At 68.8% G+C, this 20218-nt stretch carries 20 protein-coding genes and 1 pseudogene; 9 read left to right on the plus strand and 12 right to left on the minus strand.

The window, feature by feature from the left end; genetic code table 11:
* The first annotated feature begins 165 nt into the window (after positions 1-165).
* Both RCR19_RS41480 and RCR19_RS41485 read left to right on the plus strand, forming a co-directional pair.
* Entirely contained in the window at positions 166-903 is a 738-nt protein-coding gene (locus RCR19_RS41480) for a hypothetical protein (protein ID WP_331270260.1), read from the plus strand.
* A gap of 247 nt (positions 904-1150) precedes the next feature.
* Positions 1151-1372 carry a hypothetical protein gene (locus tag RCR19_RS41485; RefSeq protein WP_331270261.1) on the plus strand — a complete coding sequence of 74 codons (222 nt, stop codon included), beginning with the start codon at positions 1151-1153 and terminating at the stop codon, positions 1370-1372.
* Between the two features lie 350 nt (positions 1373-1722).
* Here RCR19_RS41485 and RCR19_RS41490 read toward each other — a convergent pair whose 3' ends face one another.
* The 3 genes and pseudogenes from RCR19_RS41490 to RCR19_RS41500 form a co-directional block, all read right to left on the minus strand.
* On the minus strand, positions 1723-3303 hold the full coding sequence (locus RCR19_RS41490) for an IS1182 family transposase (protein ID WP_331269356.1): 1581 nt from the start codon (positions 3301-3303) through the stop codon (positions 1723-1725).
* 172 nt (positions 3304-3475) lie between these two features.
* A complete protein-coding gene (locus RCR19_RS41495) occupies positions 3476-4753 on the minus strand; it encodes an IS701 family transposase (RefSeq protein WP_331264095.1) in 1278 nt (425 codons plus the stop codon).
* 72 nt (positions 4754-4825) lie between these two features.
* Positions 4826-5655 (minus strand): annotated as a pseudogene (locus RCR19_RS41500) (IS5 family transposase).
* Positions 5656-5743: 88 nt separating this feature from the next.
* Between RCR19_RS41500 and RCR19_RS41505 the strand changes: the two are divergent.
* A complete protein-coding gene (locus RCR19_RS41505; protein ID WP_331270262.1) occupies positions 5744-6154 on the plus strand; it encodes a hypothetical protein in 411 nt (136 codons plus the stop codon).
* Between the two features lie 222 nt (positions 6155-6376).
* Here RCR19_RS41505 and RCR19_RS41510 read toward each other — a convergent pair whose 3' ends face one another.
* Entirely contained in the window at positions 6377-7351 is a 975-nt protein-coding gene (locus tag RCR19_RS41510) for a TIGR01777 family oxidoreductase (protein WP_331270263.1), read from the minus strand.
* 322 nt (positions 7352-7673) lie between these two features.
* On the opposite strand from RCR19_RS41510, the gene RCR19_RS41515 reads away from it, so the two are divergent.
* Both RCR19_RS41515 and RCR19_RS41520 read left to right on the plus strand, forming a co-directional pair.
* A complete protein-coding gene (locus RCR19_RS41515) occupies positions 7674-8375 on the plus strand; it encodes a hypothetical protein (protein ID WP_331270264.1) in 702 nt (233 codons plus the stop codon).
* Positions 8376-8681: 306 nt separating this feature from the next.
* The gene (locus RCR19_RS41520; protein ID WP_331270265.1) at positions 8682-9449 is read left to right on the plus strand and encodes a GNAT family N-acetyltransferase; all 768 of its coding nucleotides are present in this window, start codon (positions 8682-8684) and stop codon (positions 9447-9449) included.
* Between the two features lie 338 nt (positions 9450-9787).
* Here the strand turns inward: RCR19_RS41520 and RCR19_RS41525 are convergent, their stop codons facing one another.
* On the minus strand, positions 9788-10234 hold the full coding sequence (locus RCR19_RS41525) for a hypothetical protein (protein WP_331270266.1): 447 nt from the start codon (positions 10232-10234) through the stop codon (positions 9788-9790).
* Positions 10235-10613: 379 nt separating this feature from the next.
* Here RCR19_RS41525 and RCR19_RS41530 point away from each other — a divergent pair, with 379 nt between their 5' ends.
* The 3 genes from RCR19_RS41530 to RCR19_RS41540 all read left to right on the plus strand — a co-directional run bounded on the left by RCR19_RS41530 (position 10614) and on the right by RCR19_RS41540 (position 13247).
* Positions 10614-11570, plus strand: a complete 957-nt coding sequence (locus tag RCR19_RS41530; protein WP_331270267.1) for a helix-turn-helix domain-containing protein — start codon at positions 10614-10616, stop codon at positions 11568-11570.
* A gap of 105 nt (positions 11571-11675) precedes the next feature.
* Positions 11676-12683, plus strand: a complete 1008-nt coding sequence (gene gap, locus RCR19_RS41535) for a type I glyceraldehyde-3-phosphate dehydrogenase (protein WP_331270268.1) — start codon at positions 11676-11678, stop codon at positions 12681-12683.
* Between the two features lie 276 nt (positions 12684-12959).
* The gene (locus tag RCR19_RS41540; RefSeq protein WP_331270269.1) at positions 12960-13247 is read left to right on the plus strand and encodes a DUF1905 domain-containing protein; all 288 of its coding nucleotides are present in this window, start codon (positions 12960-12962) and stop codon (positions 13245-13247) included.
* 494 nt (positions 13248-13741) lie between these two features.
* On the opposite strand, the gene RCR19_RS41545 is transcribed toward RCR19_RS41540, so the two are convergent.
* The 5 genes from RCR19_RS41545 to RCR19_RS41565 form a co-directional block, all read right to left on the minus strand.
* Positions 13742-13999 carry a hypothetical protein gene (locus tag RCR19_RS41545; RefSeq protein WP_331270270.1) on the minus strand — a complete coding sequence of 86 codons (258 nt, stop codon included), beginning with the start codon at positions 13997-13999 and terminating at the stop codon, positions 13742-13744.
* Positions 14000-14465: 466 nt separating this feature from the next.
* Positions 14466-14774, minus strand: coding sequence for an Ada metal-binding domain-containing protein (locus RCR19_RS41550; RefSeq protein WP_331270271.1), 309 nt, complete (start codon positions 14772-14774; stop codon positions 14466-14468).
* Positions 14771-15502 (minus strand): 2OG-Fe(II) oxygenase, encoded by a 732-nt coding sequence (locus RCR19_RS41555; protein WP_331270272.1) that lies wholly within the window; start codon positions 15500-15502, stop codon positions 14771-14773. Before RCR19_RS41555 ends, RCR19_RS41550 begins: the two co-directional genes overlap by 4 nt.
* A gap of 75 nt (positions 15503-15577) precedes the next feature.
* Positions 15578-16081, minus strand: coding sequence for a methylated-DNA--[protein]-cysteine S-methyltransferase (locus RCR19_RS41560; protein ID WP_331270273.1), 504 nt, complete (start codon positions 16079-16081; stop codon positions 15578-15580).
* Positions 16082-16265: 184 nt separating this feature from the next.
* Complete coding sequence (locus RCR19_RS41565; RefSeq protein WP_331270274.1) at positions 16266-16769, minus strand: methylated-DNA--[protein]-cysteine S-methyltransferase; 504 nt, start codon at positions 16767-16769, stop codon at positions 16266-16268.
* 186 nt (positions 16770-16955) lie between these two features.
* Here RCR19_RS41565 and RCR19_RS41570 point away from each other — a divergent pair, with 186 nt between their 5' ends.
* The gene (locus RCR19_RS41570; RefSeq protein ID WP_331270275.1) at positions 16956-17165 is read left to right on the plus strand and encodes a DUF1877 family protein; all 210 of its coding nucleotides are present in this window, start codon (positions 16956-16958) and stop codon (positions 17163-17165) included.
* 188 nt (positions 17166-17353) lie between these two features.
* Here RCR19_RS41570 and RCR19_RS41575 read toward each other — a convergent pair whose 3' ends face one another.
* Positions 17354-18862 (minus strand): M81 family metallopeptidase, encoded by a 1509-nt coding sequence (locus RCR19_RS41575; protein WP_331270276.1) that lies wholly within the window; start codon positions 18860-18862, stop codon positions 17354-17356.
* 53 nt (positions 18863-18915) lie between these two features.
* Positions 18916-20112 carry an ROK family protein gene (locus RCR19_RS41580; protein ID WP_331270277.1) on the minus strand — a complete coding sequence of 399 codons (1197 nt, stop codon included), beginning with the start codon at positions 20110-20112 and terminating at the stop codon, positions 18916-18918.
* Positions 20113-20218 lie beyond the last annotated feature (106 nt).

Raw genomic sequence — 20218 nt, forward strand, 5'->3', positions numbered from 1 at the left:
GTCCTCCGAGTGCTCTGCCTCACGGCCAGTCAGGCGATAGAGCCCAGAAGTGCGTTGATCTTCCACGCGGCGGCCATGTGCAGCCGCAGACGGTGCAGGGCGCTTCCCATCGCAGGAGCCGCCCCAGTTGGCGTACCCGTCACCACCTCATCGGAGATCGACACAGTGACCGCTCAGCAGCCTCTTGTCTACGACGCGTTTGTCGAACTCGCCGCCGCCGATTCAGCGGTCGTCGGCCTTGTCCTCAAAGGTTCCCGAGCCCACGACGGCATGGTGACCCCGCACTCCGACCACGACCTGTACGTGATCCTCGCCGACGACGCGAGGACCGATCTCACCCGGTTCGCGGGACACCGGACCCCCGAACTCGACCTCGTCATCGTCTCTCTCACCGAGTTCCGCGCAGCCGGGATGCCGGGTTTTGAACGCTACGCTCTCGCCCGTGCCCAGGTAGTGCTCGACCGGCTCGACGGAGGCATCGCCCGGATCCTGGCCGACAAGGCACGTCTCGGTGCCGACGAGGCGTTCAAGGTCTCGAGCGACTGGCTCGACGCCTACGCCAACTCCCTCTATCGCTCGGTCAAGAACCACCGGGACGGTCAGGCTCTGGCCGCTCGCCTCGACGCAGCGGAAAGCGTCCGGTGCTTGCTGGAGCTGCTCTTCGCTCTTAACCATCGACCGCGCCCGTACAACAAGTACCTGGAGTGGGAGCTCGCACGACAGCCACTGCCGGGCTGGGACACTGACGTGCTGCTCCGTGCCGTGGACCGGATCTCGGCATCAGGCGACGTCGTCCTGCAGCGGCACCTCTTCACCCTTGTCGAGGCGACAGCCCGAGAGGCAGGGCACGGCGAAGTGCTGGACGCATGGGGGGACGACCTCAATCTCATGCGACCTCAGTAAGAGGGACGGAGATTTGTTCCTACGGTCGTGGGACGTGCCGACCGTCCCAGCACGCTTCAGGGCTTCTCTTTCGAATCTTGTCTGATGCGCGCGGATCCCCAGTCCTCCTGGGGACCGGAGAGGGATGACCGGCGCCGGGCGCCAGGCAGTTCCGAGGGAGAGACCAACCCTGGAGTGCTGTCCGGCAGATCCGCCGAGGCCGTTTTCCGATGGCCGGATCGCCGGTGACGTTTCTAGGGTCAGTGGAATGAAGCACAACCTCGTGGATCCGGAGACGATCACGACTGAGATGGCCGTGCAGATTCGCACGTGGCGAGTGCGTGAGGGCTTCAGCTGGCGCGCCGTGGCCCAGGCCGCGTCCGAACTCTGGGGTTCGGAATACGGAAGCAACCAGCTCTACGGTGAAGACCTTTGCGTCGCCGCCGCGCGAGTGCTGGGTGAAAACCCCCATCAGGAACCCTGGAATTGACGCCCGTCAGGCCTCTGCCCGCGGATCAGCGGGTGGACGATGCGCGTCAGCGTCCGCTCAGTGCCGCGATGGAGGCGGTGCGCAGGACGGCGCCAACAGACTCCAGTCAGTGCCGCCTGCCGCACTGCCGAGACCGAGCGCGAAGCGGCGACTCCCCGTTACAACAGCGCACCCGGCACGGTGCCCGTGACCCGTGTCCTCATCAAGCGGGTTGCATCGTTCGCTGGGAGCCCCCTCGGCCCTTGCGAGGCAACGCCATGGCTGTCAAGATCACCGCCATGACCGCCCCTAGAAGACTCATGAAGATCTTGGTGGGGCTGTCTGGTTTCTGGGCCGGGTGGCCCCTTGGTCTATGCGGTGGCGGGGTTGATCGTCCAGGTGTTGCCTGTGCGGGTGAGTCCGAGGTTGATCAGTCGGCGGAGGTTGAGGGCGGCGGCTCGGGTGTGGAGCCAGGTGTCGTTGGCGATGGTGCCGCGGTAGCGGAGTCTGCGGTTGCCGTGGTGGACGAGCCAGGCGACGGCGCGTTCGACCGGTGGTCTCCAGCGGCGGTAGTCGGCTTGCCAGGCAGGGTCGGCGGTGGCCTGGCGGCGGGCGGCCGCGAGCAGGTCGTGGTGGGGACGGATGGTCAGGATGCGGCCGGCCTTGGCTTTGGTGCACCGCTCACGTAGGGGACATCCGGTGCACAGGTTCCCGAAGGCAGCCTTGCGCTGGTTGTTCTGCCCGCCGGGGTCCGACAGGGGGACGGTGTGTCCAGCGGGGCAGCTCACCGTGGCGGCGGCGGTGTCGATACGGAAGTCGTCCAGGGTGAAACCGCCGGGGACGGCAGGCCGTAGCGGGGCGGGTTTGAAAAACAGCCGGTGGCCTGCTGCTTCGAGGGCCTGGCGGGCCTCGCCGGTGGAGTAGGCGGTGTCGCCGAAGGCGTCCACCGGCCCGTCTTCCTCGGCGAGCAGGTCCACGCCGACGGTGGCCTCGTGGTGCTCGGGCCCGACACCGGGGGTGAGGGTCACAGCGGTGTATAACGCGGTCTCCGGCTCGATGGCCAGGTGGGCTTTGTATCCGTCCTGCTGGTGGGTGCGTGTCTTGTGGATGTGCCGGGCTTCGCCATCGACGGTGGAGACCATCCGGTCGTAGGCGGTGCCCCGAGTGATGCGCCAGCGCCCGTCACGGCCGTCGGAGTCCTCGGCGGGTTCGACGTCCTGTCCGGCGACCAGGGCCAGCAGGCCCACCGCGTTCGCAGCCTTCTCACCGAGCTGCTGGTCAGGCAGGTGGCCCAGCAGCCTGAGCGCGTCACCGACGAGGGAGTCGACGAGGTCGGCGCGGGCCTGCTCATCGTTCCAGGCGATGCGGGGTTTGCCGGGATCGGTGTAGTCGTGCGCGGTGCACTGCACGGCCGCGATCTGGTCGGCGCCGGGAACCTCGCGGATCACCGCGCGGATGGCGGCGATGATCTGGGTGACGGTGTCCTGGGTGGCGACCGCGTCGTCCAGCACGGTGGAGTCCAAAGCCCGCCGGTGCTTGCCCTTGAGGACACCGGTCGCCTTCACCACCTCCCGCACCGCCTCGAAGACCCGATTCGGCCGGGCCGACCGGGAAAGGCGGCGGCGGAAGTAGGCCAGCAGCGACGGATCGAACGCCATGTCGTGCAGGCCGAGTCCGCAGGCGGCCTTCCACCGCAGGTCGCACCGCAGTTCCTGGACCGTCTCGAAGTCCGACAGCCCGTGCAGGGCCTGCAGCGTGACCGCCGAGGCCAGGATCTGCGGCGGCATGCTGGGCCGTCCGTTCCCCGAGGGGTACATGTCCGCGAACATCTCCGCCGGGAACAGCGCACCGCGGTCCTCGGCCAGGAACGCGAACACACTCCCTACCGGGATCAACTCCCGGCAGGTCTCCCACACATCCGGCCCGACCGTCTCCCCGACCCATTCCCCCATCACCACACAACGAGTCTGGCCCCACCGCTCACACGGTGGGGCCAGAACCCCAAGATCTTCATGAGTCTTCTAGTAGGACTCCGTTAGGTTGCTTTGGATCTTGGGTTCTGGCTGGTGGTGGATGTTGTGGGCAGGGGGCGGTGGCAGGTGGTGCAGGTGCCGGCCCAACAGTTCAGCAGGTCCTGGAGGGTGTCGAGGATCTGGTAGAGGGTGAGTCCGCTGTATCGGCTTTTGGGGCCAGGCGCTGTTCGGTGAGGAATGCGTGGGCGGCGGTGACCAGGGTGACGTGGTGATGCCACCCGGCCCAGGAGCGGCCTTCGAAGTGGTCCAGGCCGAGGCCGTGCTTGAGTTCCCGGTAGTCATGCTCGATCCGCCAGCGGATCTTCGCCAGGCGGACCAGCTCAGTCGGCGGGGTGTCTGCGGGCAGGTTGGACAGCCAGTAGTCGGTGGGTGCTTCGGCTCCGGCGGGCCATTCGACCAGCAACGTGACCTCGGACAGGACACCGTCCCAGGAGCCGTCCCCCGCGGTGGCGGCGGCCTGGGCGAGGCGTCGGGCTCTGACCCCGGCCGGCCGCACCCGCAACGCCAGGAAGTGCGAGCGCATCGGTCCGCGGGAGCCTTCACGCCAGGTCACCTCGGTGAAAGCCTGCCGTCCATAGCCGGCGGCGAGCGCGGCCACCGAAGACGGCTTGTCGCGGTAGCGGGGTTGCGGCTTGCGGCCGTTGCCGGACCAGGTGGGGGCAGCGGGCACTGCATCATGCGGGTGGGCGGTCACATCCGAGCGGATCGCCACTACGTAGCCGATGCTCCGACGCTCCAGCCCGTCGCGGAAGTCGGCGTTCTGCCCGTAGCCGGCGTCGGCCACCACCACCGGTGGGACAAGGCCCCATCCGGCCAGCTCATCGAGGACGTCCAGGGCCAGACGCCACTTCTCCCGGTGCCCGATCTCATCAGGAATCCCCGTCTTGCGCCGACGGAGGGCATCGGCTGCCCACTCCTCGGGCACGAAGAGGCGCCACTGCAGCGGACATGACGCGGTGTCGGAGACCGCGTGCACGCTCACCGTGACCTGGCAGTTGGCCTGCTTGCCCAGGGCTCCGCAGTACTGACGCGCGACCGCCACCGACATCTTCCCGTCCTTGGGAAACGACACGTCATCGACCGCCCAGGCATCCGGGCCCACCAGCGGCACCATCCGCTCCGCAATCCGCCGCCGCACCGGCACCGGATCCCACGTCGACTGGTTCACGAACTGCTGCAGGTTTTGCTCGTTGCCATCCGACAGCCGCTCCGCCATCGGCTGGATCGACTTGCGCCGCCCGTCCAGCATCAGCCCCCGCAGATAGCAGTCACCCTTCGCCCGCTGATCCTTGCGCGGCACCGACGCGAACACGTCGGCCACGAACAACGCCAACTTCGCCCGAGCACGGTTCACTTCATGTGCGTCCACACACCTACCGTGCCCCCAAACAGGACCGCGAGACAGACCTAACGGAGTCCTACTAGAGCCTGTCGTCAAACGTCAGGCCCACATCAGCAGGGTTGCGAGTGTGACGGCGGCCTGGAAGGACTGGGCGGTCTTGTCATAGCGGGTGGCGATGCCGCGCCATTGCTTGAGGCGGTTGAAGCAGCGTTCCACGACGTTGCGCCGCTTGTAGACCGCCTTGTCGAAGACCGGGGGCCGTCCGCCGCGCCTGCCGCGGCGGAGCCGGTTGCGGATCTGATCGGCCCGCTCCGGAATGGTGTGCGCGATGCCCCGCTCACGCAGCCAGGTGCGGATGGCCCGGGAGCTATAGCCCTTGTCGCCGATGACGTGCGAGGGCAGGATCCGGGGCCGACCTGGTCCGATCCGCGGCACGCGGATGGCCTGCATGACGGCGGTGAACTGGGTGCAGTCGTTGGTGTTGCCGCCGGTGATCGTGAAGCCGAGGGGCCGGCCTAGGCCATCGCAAGCGAGGTGGATTTTGCTGGTCAGGCCGCCCCTCGACCGTCCGAGTTCCGGGCTGCGGAGCCCCCTTTTCGAGCCCCGGCGGCATGCTGATGGGCCCGCACGATGGTGGAGTCGACCGACACCATCCAGTCGACAGCACCGGCCGCATCCGCCTTCGCCTGAGCCGCCCGCAGCATCCGCTCGAAGGTGCCGTCCGCCGCCCAGCGGCGGAACCGGGTGTGCAAGGTGGCCCAGGATCCATACCGCTCGGGCACGTCCCGCCAAGCGGACCCAGTCCGGAACTTCCACACGATCCCGTTCAGGACCATCCGGTCGTCCAGCCGCTTCCGCCCCGACTCAGCATGGGGCAGCAGCGGCCGCACGAACTCCCACTCGGCATCCGACAGTTCATGGCGACGTATCACCCAACCATGATCCACCAGGCAAGATCGTTTGACGACACGCCCTAGAGCTTCCCGGCGCGCTGCCGGTACTCAAAACGTCACCGACGTGCTCCTTTCCTGGACCTTCATCAGACGCCGCTCGGTTGAGCAGGACGCCGCCGACCTGCTTCAGGGCCGGGTCTTCGAAGTTGCGGCGCTCAGCAAAACCATCGGCCGAACAGTCCTGCTGAACGTGGGTAAAGGTCGGCAGATTCAGCACCTCAAGATCGGCTCTCTGTTCGTCGCGCAAGGGCAGCCGCTGGTTTGGCGGGAGCGTCGCACCAAGCAGGAGGCGGTGCTCCATGGCCCGTTCGCGCTCACGAAGTTGGAGAAGAAGGTCCCGCTCAACGGCAGGCTCGCGTACTACGAGCTGACGACGGCGGACGGAAGCCACGAGGTTGCGCTGCCGAAGAAGGACGCCCCACTGGTCCTGATCGCGATCGGCCAGAAAGCCCTCGAGACGCCTGCCGCAAGGTGACCCTCCTACGGAGGTTGCACTCATCGTCTCGCGGAGGGTGACATAACGTCTTCCGCTGTGGGACAACCGGGCATGCGTTTTCCACTATGAGACGGTTCCAGGGCCGAAGGCGATCCACTCGGCACGTCCGCACGACGGACCGCGAGGGTGCCGTACCGGCCGAGCGAGGTCGGAATGGGCGGAGGAAAGCCCCAGGGTTCACGAGCGCCTCTGCTGCTCCGCTCACCTTCCGCTCCGGCCCGGTTGCCGCACCGAGCGAGTGGATCGGACCCGATCAACGAGGTCGGCGACAGCCTTGTCCCACTCGGGATACGCGAACGTGAACCCGGCCGTGCGCAATCGACCCGGTACCACTCGGCGGCTCTTGAGCAGCAGCTCCGTGTCCGAGCGCAGCGCGAACGCCCCGAGCTCCGCCATCCAACGTGTCGCCGGCAACCCGACGGGAACGCCCCAGGCAGCACGAAGCGCCCTCATGAGATCCCGCTGAGTAAGAGGCCCGGGCGACGCCAGATTGACGGGCCCTTCGAGATCCTCCCGCGCGATCAGGAACTCCACCGCGCCCACGAAATCCTCTTCGTGGATCCAGGACACGTACTGCGCGCCGCCCGCAACCGGTCCGCCCAGCCCCAGTCGCGCCAGCTTCACCAGTACGTCGAAGACCCCACCGCGATCGGGGCTCATGACCATCGCCGCGCGCAGCGCGACCTTTCGTGTCGCCGGCGTCCACGACTCGGCCTGCGCCTGCTCCCAGTTCTTCGCGATCTCGACGCTGTAGGCCCAGTAGTCGGGCACCCCGGCTTCCGAACCGCCGATCACCCCCGTCGCCTCGTCGTGTGCGGCGTCGAAGCGATGGGCATAGATCGTCGCGGTACTCATCTGCAGCCAGAGGCGTGGTGGGCGCGTGGCTGCGGCGATCGCCTTGCCGATCACCCGTGCCGAGTCCACTCGGGAATCCATCATGGCCCGCAGGTTCTCGTCGGTATAACGGCAGGACACGCTGCGCCCGGCCAGGTTGATCACCACGTCGGCTCCGTCGATCACCTGGGCCCAGGGGCCGAGTGTCACCCCGTCCCAGGCGATGTCACGCTCGCGTTCCGGATGCCTGGTCAGCACGGCGACCTCGTGGCCTGCCGAGGTCAGCGCACGGTCCAGGATCGTGCCCACCTGTCCGGTACCGCCGGGCAGCACTACCTTCATCGAGCCCCCTCAACTTCGGTGGACACTAGAGTAGACCTTGGATTTGAACGCGTTCAAACGAGGGCCCGGCAACACCTTCACAAGGGTCGCGGACTGCCCTCGCGGAGGTGAGGTCACGGCGACGGATGCCGGACCGGGCACATGAACCGCCGGGGCACCGGGCGGCCGCCACGTCACCCGGCTCTCATGACCTGGGGCCGCCAGTCCGCCCGTTGTCCCCACTGCCCAGGCACGCCTCACGACGATGGGGAACCACGACCCTCGACAGGTCGTGTCCTGATATGGGCGGAAGCGAAACCAGGCCGGGCCGAATGGGGGGCTCATGCAGATCATCGAGGTGACGGGTTATGCCGTCCGGTCCGCTGTGATCACCATGAGACGCAAGGGGACGCCGCTGGAGTTCGTGATCTTTCCGATGCTGCACGTGGCCTCACCGACGTTCTACTCCCAGGTGCGCCTCAGACTCAGGGACTGTGACCTCATAGTGCTCGAGGGAATCCGTGGACGGTCGGTCGGAGTGAGCGCACTCACACTCGCCTACCGCTTCGCTCCGAGGCGAAAGCGCAATGGCCTGCAGGAGCAGCACGAGGGCCTGTTGCTCCCTGAGGGCGTGCCGATCATCAACCCGGACGTGACCGCCGCCGAGGCGATCGAGGACCTCAAGACGCTGCCTCGCTGGATGTATCTGCTCCTCATGGTCGTGGCCCCCGTGATGGGCCTGGTGTTCGCGCTGCGTGGGCCGCGCGCCTTCCTCGACGAGGACATGGAGGTCGAGGATCTGCCCTCGACACTGCGCGCGGAGATGATGGCCGACGATCCGGTGGAGCGGGCGATGATCGGTCGGCGCGACCAACGGTTGCTCGCCGCGCTCGGCGAGATCTACGCGGAGCGCGGCGAGGAGCGGATCCGAGTGGCCATCGTGTACGGCGCCGGCCACGTCCCGGCAGTCGTTACGGGACTGAGGGATCGTTATGGTTACCGGCCACGGGAGGCGGAATGGCTCACCGTCCTGATCCCGGCTTGAGGTGCATACCGGAAGTGGATCTTACGCGTGGGGCCGCTCAACAGCGGTCGCCTGTGACCACGACCCGGTGCTGTATCGCTTGGCCCTTACCCTCGTGAGGTTCCAGTTCGCCTCGGAGGTCCCGTCAGGCGATCGTGCTGTTCTGGCCCTCCGCCGCATTCACCGGGAGGTGCCGGCCCGGGACTACGCGCTCCGACGACGCGTACCGAACCCGGCCGCTCTCAGCCGGCCGCGACGAGCAGCCGACACAAGGGTGTGGTCACACGCCCGTCACACCGTCCGACATCGGGCCCCTACAGTTGGTTCATGGCGCACATGAATGACTCACGCAGGTCGATCGCAGACGCCTACGTCGCCGTGTTCGAGGGGTTGTCGACAGCCGGCGGCCGCACGAGAAGAAGTCCGCAGGGTGCCGTTCTGTCGATCTCAGGGGCCCCGGTGGCAGCCCTCAATGCGATCATCAGCCCCAGCCTGGAACCAGATGCGGACGACATAGCCGCATTGGCCGCGTCCGAGGCGCCGTGGGACGTTCCTTGGAGCATTCATGTGCGCGGGATACCGGGGCCGCTGATCACCGAGGTGGCAGCGCGTAACGGGCTGACCCAGTTCAACACTGAGCCCCTCATGGTCAGGCGCCCCGACCAGGGACCACCGCCGCAGCCGAGCGTCGGCCCGCTTCGCGTGCGGCCCGTGTCGTCCGATGAACTCGATCTCTACGCCCGGACGGTGGCCGAAGGCTTCGAGGTGCCGCACGAGACGTTCCAGGTGTTCAACAACCCGTCCTTCGCCAAGCTCGTCGGGCTGACCTTCTACCTGGCGGAAGTGGACGGCGTTCCGGTGGGGACGGGCATGACCTCCGTCTCCGGTGATCTGCTGGGCATCTTCAACCTCAGCACGCTCCCGCACTACCGACGGCGCGGCTATGGGCGGGCTGTGACCATCGAGTTGGTGCGAGCGGGTCATGCCGCTGGTGCGACAACGGCTTACCTCTACGCCAGCAAGATGGGTGAGCCCGTGTACGAGTCGGTGGGTTTCGGCACCGAGGAGTACATGACCGTGATCACAGCTCCATGACGGCCGGGGCAGCATCGCTGCCCACGGCCTCCTCGTGGGCGGTGAGTCGGCCATCGGCCTCCAGGTGGTGTCAACGGCCAGGACCCGGCCACGGCGGCACGCCGGAGGGAGCGGGTATCCGTTCTCGTGCGCCCAGCCGACCTTCCGGCCGGCTCACCGGCTCCGACCGGGCAACCGAGGACAGGACCCGGGCCGGGCGGTAGTCCATGACCGCTCGCCGGATCGCTCACTGCCTTCCGGACCTTCAGACACCGGCGAGCGGCCGACCATGGCACAGGGAACGCCCCGGCCGCCTCGCCGCGTTCAGGTACGGGCCGCAGCCGCGCCCGACGGAGGGGTCATTGTGTTCCCTCGCATCGTCCGCTGTACGGCTCCTGCGCGTGATGGGCCTGTTCGGTGTGGGCCTGTTCGGCGTGTCTGCGGATCGCGGCCTCGATCCGCCTGCGCCGCTTCACGTTCCGTAGTACGGCGTGCTCGCTGATCCCCTGGCTGATCTCTTCTCGTGGGCTCTCGCCGATGCGCATGACGAACGGTTCGAGGTCGTCGCGGATCAGGTCCTCGATGTGCGCCCAGCCGCACCGCAGCACGCAAGGGAAGGCCAGGAACCGCCACCACCAGAGATGGCCCCACGGGTAGACGTGCTCGGGCGGCGGGATGATCGACGGCTCGGGCGGATACGCGGCCGCGGCTGCCCGCTGGGCCTCCTCGATCTCCGCCAGCACCTCGGCCGGGCTGCGGTGCAGGAGAGCGGGAAGGGCAGCGTCTAGCTCCTGGAGGTCAGGCACGGTGCTCCTCAACAGGGGTGGGCCCCGCTGTCGGGGAAGCAGCAGGGCCTGACGGGAGTGTGGCAGGCACACCCTAGGCGGGGGTGCGGCCTCCGACATTCCACGCATCGCGACACAAGTGAAGATTCGCGCACATGTCCTGCGGACGGCGCATGCCTTGGCCCCCTCGCATCCGCCTCGAGCACCCCGAACGGAGTGATGGTGAGCCGGATCGGGTCGCCGTCGCCGTGTTGCGAAGACCGTGCGCCGGGGCTCGGGCGGTGACGGCCCGATCTCCGTTCGGATCAGGCAGAGGTCGGGGCGGAGTGACCACGACGTCGGCGATCGGCCGGGGAAGATGCTCGGGCGGCCTTGATGACCTGCGCGTACGCTGTTCGCCGTGTCAGACCGCCGCCTGCATCGTGTCGCCGTCCTCGTACTCGAGGGTGCGAAGCCGCTTGATGTCGGCATTCCCGCACAGGTGTTCACGACCCGGGCCAGCATGCCGTACGAGGTCCGGGTGTGCGGCGCCGCTCCCGGCCTTGTCACCGGGGGCGACGGCCTGTCGTATCACGTCGACGACGGTCTGGAGGCGCTCGAATGGGCCGAGACCGTCTTCATCCCGGGTTACCGGTTCCCGGACCGCGACGACCCACCACAGGCCGCCGTCGACGCCCTGATCGCCGCCCACGGTCGGGGCACGAGGCTCGCGGCCATCTCGACGGGCGCGTTCGCGCTCGCGGCGACCGGCCTGCTCGACGGCAAGCGCGCGACAACACACTGGCACTACACACGAGCGCTCGCGGCGAAGCATCCGCTCGTCAAGGTCGACGAGAACGTCCTCTTCGTCGACGAGGGAGACGTGCTGACGTCGGCGGGCGCCGCCTCGGGCATCGACCTGTGCCTGCACATCCTGCGTCGTGACCTCGGGGTGGCCGCGTCGAACCATGCGGCCCGGCGTCTGGTCGCGGCGCCCTACCGCAGCGGCGGTCAGGCGCAGTATGTGCCGCGCAGTGTTCCCGAGCCGCTCGGCGAGCGGTTCGCCTCGACCCGCGAATGGGCACTTCAACGGCTCGACGAGCCGCTCAGCCTCGAGGCGCTCGCCCGGCATGCGGCGGTGTCGCCGCGCACGTTCTCACGACGTTTCCACGAGGACACGGGGTACACACCCATGCAGTGGGTCATGCGTGCCCGGATCGATGTGGCCCGGGAGTTGCTCGAGCGTTCGCAGCGCAGCGTCGAGCAGATCGCCGCCGACGTCGGTCTGGGAACCGGCGCGAACATGCGGCTGCACTTCCAGCGCATTCTCGGCACCACGCCGAGCGAGTACCGGCGCACATTCACCCAGGGTGAGTAGCCCGCCGCTCCGCTGGCGCGATCCTTGCGAACCATGGCGCTCTCGCCGCTGCCACGGCCGGACGTCGACCGCGAGCCTGGTGTCGAACCGAAGGGACACCAGACCATGACTCGCATCGCCATCAACGGATTCGGCCGCATCGGACGCAATGTGCTGCGAGCGCTGCTCGAGCGCCGCAGCGATCTGGAGATCGTCGCCGTCAACGACCTGACGGAGCCCGCCACCCTCGCACGGCTCCTCGCCTACGACACGACGGCCGGCCGACTCGGCCGGCCGGTGACCGTCGACGGTGACTCCCTCGTCGTCGACGGCCGTCGCATCAAGGTTCTCGCCGAGCGCGAACCGGCGCAGCTTCCCTGGGCCGAACTCGGCGTCGAGATCGTGCTCGAGGCCACCGGCCGTTTCACCTCGGCCAAGGCCGCCCGCGGCCACCTCGACGCAGGCGCGAAGAAGGTGCTCGTCAGCGCGCCGTCGGACGGTGCCGACGTCACGCTCGCGTTCGGTGTCAACACCGACGCCTACGACCCGGCCCTGCACACGATCGTCTCCAACGCCTCCTGCACGACCAACGCGCTCGCGCCGCTGGCCGCGGTGCTCGACGAGCTCGCCGGCATCGAGCACGGCTTCATGACGACGGTGCACGCCTACACGCAGGAGCAGAACCTGCAGGACGGTCCGCATCGCGACGCCCGGCGGGCCCGTGCCGCCGCCGTCAACATCGTGCCGACCACGACGGGCGCCGCGAAGGCGATCGGCCACGTGCTGCCCGGCCTCGACGGCAAACTGTCCGGCGACTCGATCCGCGTGCCCGTTCCGGTGGGCTCGATCGTCGAACTCAATACGACCGTCGCCCGCGATGTGACGCTCGACGACGTCCTGGAGGCCTACCGCGCGGCCGCGCAGGGTTCTCTCGCCGGCATCCTGGAGTACTCGGAGGACCCGCTCGTGTCCTCCGACATCACCGGCAACCCGGCCTCGTCGATCTTCGACTCCGCCCTCACCCGGGTCGACGGGCGCCACGTCAAGGTGGTCGCCTGGTACGACAACGAGTGGGGCTTCTCGAACCGTGTGATCGACACGCTCGAACTCCTCGCAGGCTCGACCGTCGGCTGAAGTCTCGTGGCGCCTTGCGCCGACGCGTGACCGCGCGGCGCGACACGCATGTGACGCTGATGAGCCCCGCCCGGTGGTCTCCGGACGGGGTTCGTCTTGTCGCCACGGGTGACGACCGGTGGCACGTCGGCCCGGGACTCCCCGGGCACCGACGCCTGCGTTCACCGTGGCCGGCAGGTCGGTCCGCTGTCCGCCCCACCGCGCCACTGACGAGTGAGGGCCCGAATGTACGCTGGGCCCGGACAGTTGCCCTCCTCGAGGAACCGGACCGCCCTCATGGAACTCGTCTTCGCCGGCCCCGTGATCGAATGGCGTGGCCCGTCTCCGTATTACTTCGTCACGGTGCCGGCCGCGGAGTCCGCCGATATCCGCGAGGTCGCCGCGATGGCGACCTACGGCTGGGGAGTGATTCCCGTGGAGGCCCGGATCGGCGGGACCGCCTTCACCACGTCGTTGTTCCCGAAGGACGGCGGCTATCTGTTGCCGCTCAAGAGCGCTGTACGCAAGCCTCAAGGGCTCTCGGCAGGTGACGACGTAACCGTGGCCATGACAGTCCGCCTCTAGGCGGTCGCCGTTGGGATCGCCGTTCACGGCCACAGGGGGCTGTCGGGGCCGCGGTCCGCGACCACGGCCCCGACAGCGAGCGCGCCGCCCCCGAGACGGCATGGAACCGCTGTGCGTCACGGCTGTCCGTGTACTCTCCCGATGACCACGCGGCCCTGCGATCGCCCGCCATCGGCGAGGAGGTCGCAGTGCTCGAAGCGGAGCTCGAGCCCCAACTGCGTGTGTGTCCACGGTGTGTGGGACTCCGGGATCCGGCCGGAGGGCGGCGACACCCGGAACCTGGCCGCCGCTCCTCCGCCTCCCTGCCGGCTCCCCCGTCCGGCCGGCTTCGCCACCGGCTGGACCGGACCGCAATCCGGGCCCACCCCCGCCCTGTCTCCCCCCTCCCCTCTACCAGGCCCTGGCCGTCCTCCAGGACCTGGTAGAGGTGCTTGAGCGGTACCGACCGCACCTGCGACCTCCCCGTGCCGGTCGGAACCGGACCGACCCAGGTACTAGCGGCGGCAGTCCCTGTGGCCGGGGTGCCAGACGCGCTGGACGTGGCCCGGCCTCCAGTGGCGGTGCTCATAGCGGCCCGGGATCCATGTCTGGGTCCAGTAGCCCCGGCCGATCGAGCAGTGCCGGCCGTGGTCCGGCCCGGGGTGGTGGCTCGGTGCCGCCGAGGCAGTGCCGACCGCTCCGAACAGCGCGCCCGAAGTCAGCGCGACCGTGGCCGCACCCAGGGCCGCGGCCCGCTTGAACCTGTCAGTCATCTCACATGTCCTTTCCGAGCGACGGTGCGTGAAGCTCCGTCAGTTGGCCCGGTCCGGTGCGGCCGGGCTGGAACTGATACTGCCCGGCCGGCGCGCCGAAAACGGAAAAGACGCCCGCACATAACTGAAACCTAATTAATCTCTCATTCGTCACAAATAATCACATAATCTCACCGCCATCCCTCCGCACGGTCCGAGCGCCCATAGGGCACCTGACCAGCGACTCTGCAGTCAGGAAGTGCCACAGGGCGTCGCCGAAAGGCCTGACCAGACCCCGTTCGGCCCAGGTCCACGCCCCACCGCCACACCCGTGACCTTGTGCCGCCTGCGTATCTCATCGACGTCCGTGCCCGGCCAGGTCATCTCGGTCGGCTCCACTTGAGCCGCGATGCTGTCGGCTTCCAGCAACATGCCGTCGGCCGACATGTCTTCGCGCTCGCCGAACTCGCTTGGCCGGTCGGCGGGTTCATGGTCGGGCGGCCCGGCGCGCGGCTTTCCAACGGGCGTACTCCGTCGGCAGACACACGGCGCAGGGGCGGTAGCCGGCCTCGACGGCGGTGGCTTCGTCCGCGAAGAACACCCTGTGGGTGACGTAGTGACCGCCGGCGATGGCGCGCAGTGCGGACGGACAGTCCAGCCGTCCGTACACCCGGGTGCGGCGATGGCCACCGACAGTGCCCGGGCTCAGGCTCCGGTAGGGCAGTCCGTCCCGGCCGACCAAGGTGTGGAGCCGCCGCTCCGGCCCGTCGCCGGGCGGGGGCACGGGGGCGGTCATGCGGCGTCGTGGAAGACGAGACCGAGAGTGTGGCGGCGCCCTGAGCGGACGGTGCTGACACCGTGCCGCATAGGGGCGTTCGACCAGCCCCGCTTTGTGGCGACGGGCCGGTCGCGGGTGGTGAAGACGAGGCCGTGCCCCTGCGGGAGGGTTGTCGACGAGCCTCGGGACTGCGCACGCGGGCGTTGCTCGGTCATGAGGAACTCGCCACCGGTGAAGTCCTCTCCGGGGGCGTCAAGACCGATCACGACCTGGAGCGGGAAGAGCATGTCGCCGAACACGTCGCGGTGCAGGGCGTTCCAGTCGCCGGGGCCATAGCGCAGCAGGATCTGTGCCGACCTGTCCTGTCCCGCCTCGTGGCACATCTCCAGCCACTCCCCCAGGCTGTCCGGCCAAGGGGCGGACTTGCCCAGCTTGTCGGCCCAGTCCCGGGCGATGGGCAGCAGCCGGGGGTAGAACGCCTTGCGCAATTCCCGTACGGGGGCGGGCAGATCATGGGTGAAGTAGCGGTACTGACCGGAGCCGAAGCGGTGGCGCGCCATGTCCACGGTCGTTCGGAAGTGCGCGATCTCGTCATAGAGGTCGGCGATCTTGCGGGACTCCTCCGGTGTGAGCAGCCGACGGGTCAGGGCGTTGCCGTACTCGTGGAGATCGTCGGCGAGTTCGGCCCAGTCGTTGTCGTCGACCCTGCGGTCTACCGGCCCTGCTGGCCGGGTGGTGTCGATCATGGCAAGGCTCCTCAGGAACGGTGGTGCCACCCCGGCTCCGCCCCCACGGGGATGGTGCGAGGCCGGGGCGACCTCTCAGGTGAGTTGGCCGGCGTGTTCCAGGTCGAGGAGCCGCTGCTTGCGCTGCAGCCCGCCGGCGTAGCCGGTCGGGGCACCGCCGGCGCCGATCACGCGGTGGCAGGGACGCACGACCGGCAACGGGTTCGCTCCGATCGCCGCGCCCACCGCCCGGACGGCGGCGGGGGCGCCGATCTGCCGGGCGATGTCGCCGTAGGTGAGGGTCGCGCCGTACGGGATGCTCTGCACCGCCGCCCACACCTGCCGTTGGAAGTCCGAGCCACTGGCGACGTACTCGAGGTCGAAGACGCTCAGACCTCCGTCGAAGTACGCGCGCAACTGGGAAACGATCGCGGTGAACGCCTCCGGCTTCTCGATCCAGCCGTCCTGGACGACCGCCCCGTGCTTCTGGCCGGGCACGGACAGCGAGGCAAGGGCCGTGCCGCCCTCGGCTGTGGCCGACTCCTCGCCCACCAGCAGCAGTTCACCCAGCGGACTGCCCATCGTCGTGTACAGAGTCATTGGTCCGGTGTCCCCTTCATGAGCTCTCGTGGGATGCTCGTCCATTGACCAGTTTGCGACTTTCGTACTGCTCTGTCCGGCGGTATTCGGACATCGCTTTGCCGTGAGGGAAGGTCATGGTCCGACAGCAGGGGACCTCACAGCGAAGGTCGCGAACTCGCCGTGCCCTGGTCTGCGTTGGGCCTCAGACGAGGCTCGGCGGCAGAGCGCCCTCGTGGGTGAGCAGGTGCACCTTGCGCTCGACGCCGCCCGCATAACCCCGCATCGAGCCGTCCGCGCCGATGACACGGTGGCATGGACGCACCAGCAGCAGCGGATTCGCGCCGATCGCCGCACCCAGGGCCTGAATGCGGTCCCGCGGCAGGCCGAGTCGTGCGGCAAGGGCACCGTATATGATGGTCGTGCCGTAGGGGATGCGCTCGAGCTCGCGCCAGACCCGCTGCTGGAATTCGGTGCCGGCTGCCGCGAAGGTGATGGCGAACTCGGTGAGTCGTCCGTCGAAGTACGCGCTCAACTGCTGTGCCACGTCCGCGAACCGTGCCGCGTCCCGCCGCCATGTGGGGCGGACGGCCGGTGCGTTCCTCTGGCCGGGCATGGGCAGTGAGGCCAGATCGATGTCGCCTCCGTGCTCCTCACCCACCAGGAGCAGTTCACCCAGCGGACTGGTGATCGTCGTGTAGGCGGTCATCGTCGCCTCCTCTTGTCCCGGAATCGTTTCAGCCTCCACTTTCACGCTTCACGGGCACCGTCGCCGGCGGCATTCGGACATCACGCTGCGGGGTTGCGCCGCAGGTCGGAGGGGGCCCGACGGCCAGTCGGAGCGGTGTTCGGTACGGCTCGCAGCGTCCATCACCCTCGCGACAGGAAGTCACAAGTGGCGGTTGTCAGAGCTCGCGGCTACCGACCCGCCCGGTATGTGACGCCCGAGGACGTTGCCCAGGTCGGCGGCTTCCTGGCCGCCACGCCGTTCGACGAGTCGGCCGGGCACTACGACTCGACGGCCATGCGCAGCGACGAGATCCACCTGCTGCCGCAGTCCGCCACGGAGGTCGGCTCGGACCTGGGCACCCTGCGTCACTACTAAGAGGAACTCACACGCTACTTCTCCGCCACCGCCACCGCCACCGCGGGCGACGCCATCGTCCTCATGCTGACCTGATCCGCCTTCGGGCCTGTCCTGACCGCCCAGCAGGCGCGGCCCACTCCTCCATCCAGCAGTGGTGTCCCACCCGGACGGAGGGGCCGACGACCGGGGCGGCAGGAAGCTGCCCTTCACTCCCCGGAACCGTCCAGCGGCAGGTTCGAGGCGGCGATGATCCGGGCCGTGAGGTCCGGATCGGGCATCCCCAGATCGAAGGGGAACATCGGGCGGTGGATACGGTGGTGGCCGAGCCTGACCAGGTTCTGGTCGACGCCGCCCGGGGTGAGCGCCATCTTCCAGTCGGCGGCCATCGCGAACAGTTCGGGTTCCAGGTAGCCGATCTTGACGATGACGATGTCCGCAGCGCGCGGGTCCAGGTCGAGGTCGGTGAAGTCGTGTTCGTGGTGGTACGGCTTGCGCAGCCGGGTCAGGATCACATGCACGCTGCCGACCCTCAGGACCACCTCCGTCTGCGCGTCCCGGTCGCCGTGCCGCACCGCGTGCACCACACCGGTCATGGTGACCGGCCCGGCGTGCCGGTCGTCGGCCTCCGCACCCGCTGTGACCGTGACCGTGGCGCCGACGCCCGCCTGTACGGCCGTATCGACCGCGGACGGCCCCGGCAGCGAGGCGTAGAGCACGGTCGGGCCGCCGGGATCCTGGAATTCCGGACGGGCCAGCACCTCGCGGAGCCCCCAGGTGACGTCGCCTGCTCCACCCGCCGTCGGGTTGTCCCCGGTGTCGCTGACGAAGTACGGCCGCGCCGCGGAGGAGAGTGCTTCGTCGAGGCAGTCGGCGAGGGTTCCGGTCGGGGCGACGAAGGCGAAGTCGTGCCGCGCTTCCCAGAAACCGCGGGCCAGACGCTCGGCCCCCGCGGCCACGGCGTCCCGGTCGGCTCCGGTGACGACCACGGCCGCCCGGTTGCGCGGCTCGTCCGCCCAGGCGTAGCCGACCCAGATCGCCGCGTCCGTCACCCCCTCGGCCGCCTCGACCTCCTCGACGGCGGCGTAGACGCTTTTGGCGGGTTCGATCCGGGTCGAGGTCTGCTCTCCGGCGAGCAGAACCGGCACCGGGACCCACGCCTTCACAGGTCGCGGCCCACCGCCCGCCAGGTGGTCGACGAGGTTGCGGGCGGCGCGCTCCTTGGTCTCCATCGCGTCCTCGTGCGGAGCCATCCGGTAGCAGGTGATCAGGTCGGAAAGGTGGACCAGTGAGCGGGAGACGTTGCCGTGCAGGTCCATGGACGTCGAGACGGTCACGTCCGGGCCGACGGTCTCGCGGATGCGGGCCAGCAGTTCCGCCTCCGCGTCGTCCACGCCCTCGACGGTCATCGCGCCGTGGATGTCGTACCAGAGGCCGTCTATCGGCCCCAACCCCTTGAGGCGGTCGATGAGTTCTCCGGACAGCTCCGCGTATGCGGATGCCGTCACCGTGCCACCGGGCAGGGCCTTGCCGACCAGGGCTCCGTGCCAGTCCGCGGCGGCGCGCAGTGGCTGCCCCGGTGCCAGGAAGGGGTATCGGATCAGGACGTCGCCGTCGCGCTGCGGGTGGAAGGCGGGGGCTTCGGTGCGGGCCGGGGAGAACGTGGACGACTCGATGCCGAGACCGGCGACGGCGATGACGGGACGGGGTGCTGACATGGCTCCTCCGCGAGTTGTCGGGGGTGGGTGCCGGGGCGGGCGGCTGCCCCGGGTCAGGGGTGGTGGTTGCCGGTGACCGCGTGCAGGGCCTCGGCGAGCGCCCGGTGCAGGGCGAACTGGCCCGCGCCGACCAGTCCGGCGTCGGCGCCCAGGCTCGCCCGCTCGATCACCAGGTGCTCGGTCACCAGCGGATGGCATCCCTCGTACAGCTGGCTTCGCACGGCGGCGACGAACGGCTCGAGCGTCGACAGGATCCCGCCCAGGTAAACGGCGTCCGGGTTGAAGAAGTTGACGTTCGCGGCGAGCACCATGCCGAGGTAGCGTCCGGCCTGCCGGACCGCACGAGTGGCCTCGGGATCGGCGTCGGAGGCGAGTCGTACGACGTCCTCGGTGGACGCCACCTCCAGGCCTCGTTCCCGCAGGATCCGGACGAGTGCCGCGCCCGAGGCGACGGTTTCCAGGCAGCCGGTGTTGCCGCAGGAACAGGGGATGTCGTGGGCGGCCTCGACGCGGACGTGGGTGATCTCGCCGGCGGCGCCCGAGCCTCCCCGGTAGAGCCGCCCGTCGGCGATGACGCCGGCCCCGATCGCGGTACCCGTCTTCACCATGATCGACTGCCGGCGATCGGGCGGCTGCACGGTGTGCTCGCCGACCGCCATGCAGTTGGCGTCGTTCTCGATGGCCGCGGGGACGCCGAAGCGGTCCTCCAGCCAGGCGCGCACGGGGAAGCGGTTCCAGCCGGGCATACGGGACGGAAGCGTGACGACGCCCGACATGAGATCGACCGGGCCGGGGAGGGAGAGGCCGACGCCCTTCAGCAGGACTCTGCCGTGCTGCTCGGCGAGGCTGTCCAGGGTTCGTGCCAGTCCGGGCAGTGCCGACTCGGGGCCCTCGTCCGTCGCGAAGGGCACGGTGGACACGTCGCTGAGCCCACCGCCGGGCAGCACCACGCCCACACGCGCGTGTTTGCCGCCGAGTTCGGCCGCCACCGCGAAGCCTTCGCTGCCGCCGAGGCGCAGCATCTTGCGCGGCCGGCCGCCGGTGGCGGTCACCGTGCCGTCCTCGGCGACCAGCCCGAGGGCGAGCAGTTGACTCACCGTGAAGGAGATCGTCGAAGGCGCGGCGGCGAGCAGCGTGGAGAGTTCAGTGCGCGTCGACGCCTGCCCGGAAGCGAGCAGTTCGAGCACACGCTCTGCCAACGACGAAACGCCGGGGATGTGTTTCCTGCGTGGCGGACTTTTTTCAGTCATGGACGAAGCAACTTCCGACTTCGGCTGTCGAGGCGTTGAGCGTATGCCTGTGACCACCGCTCATCGCTTTTTCCAGAACAGCAGTAACACGCTTTTTACAGCGGTG

Origin of the sequence: Streptomyces sp. WAC07094, assembly GCF_036320405.1 — a bacterium.
Taxonomy (GTDB): Bacteria; Actinomycetota; Actinomycetes; order Streptomycetales; family Streptomycetaceae; genus Streptomyces; species Streptomyces lannensis.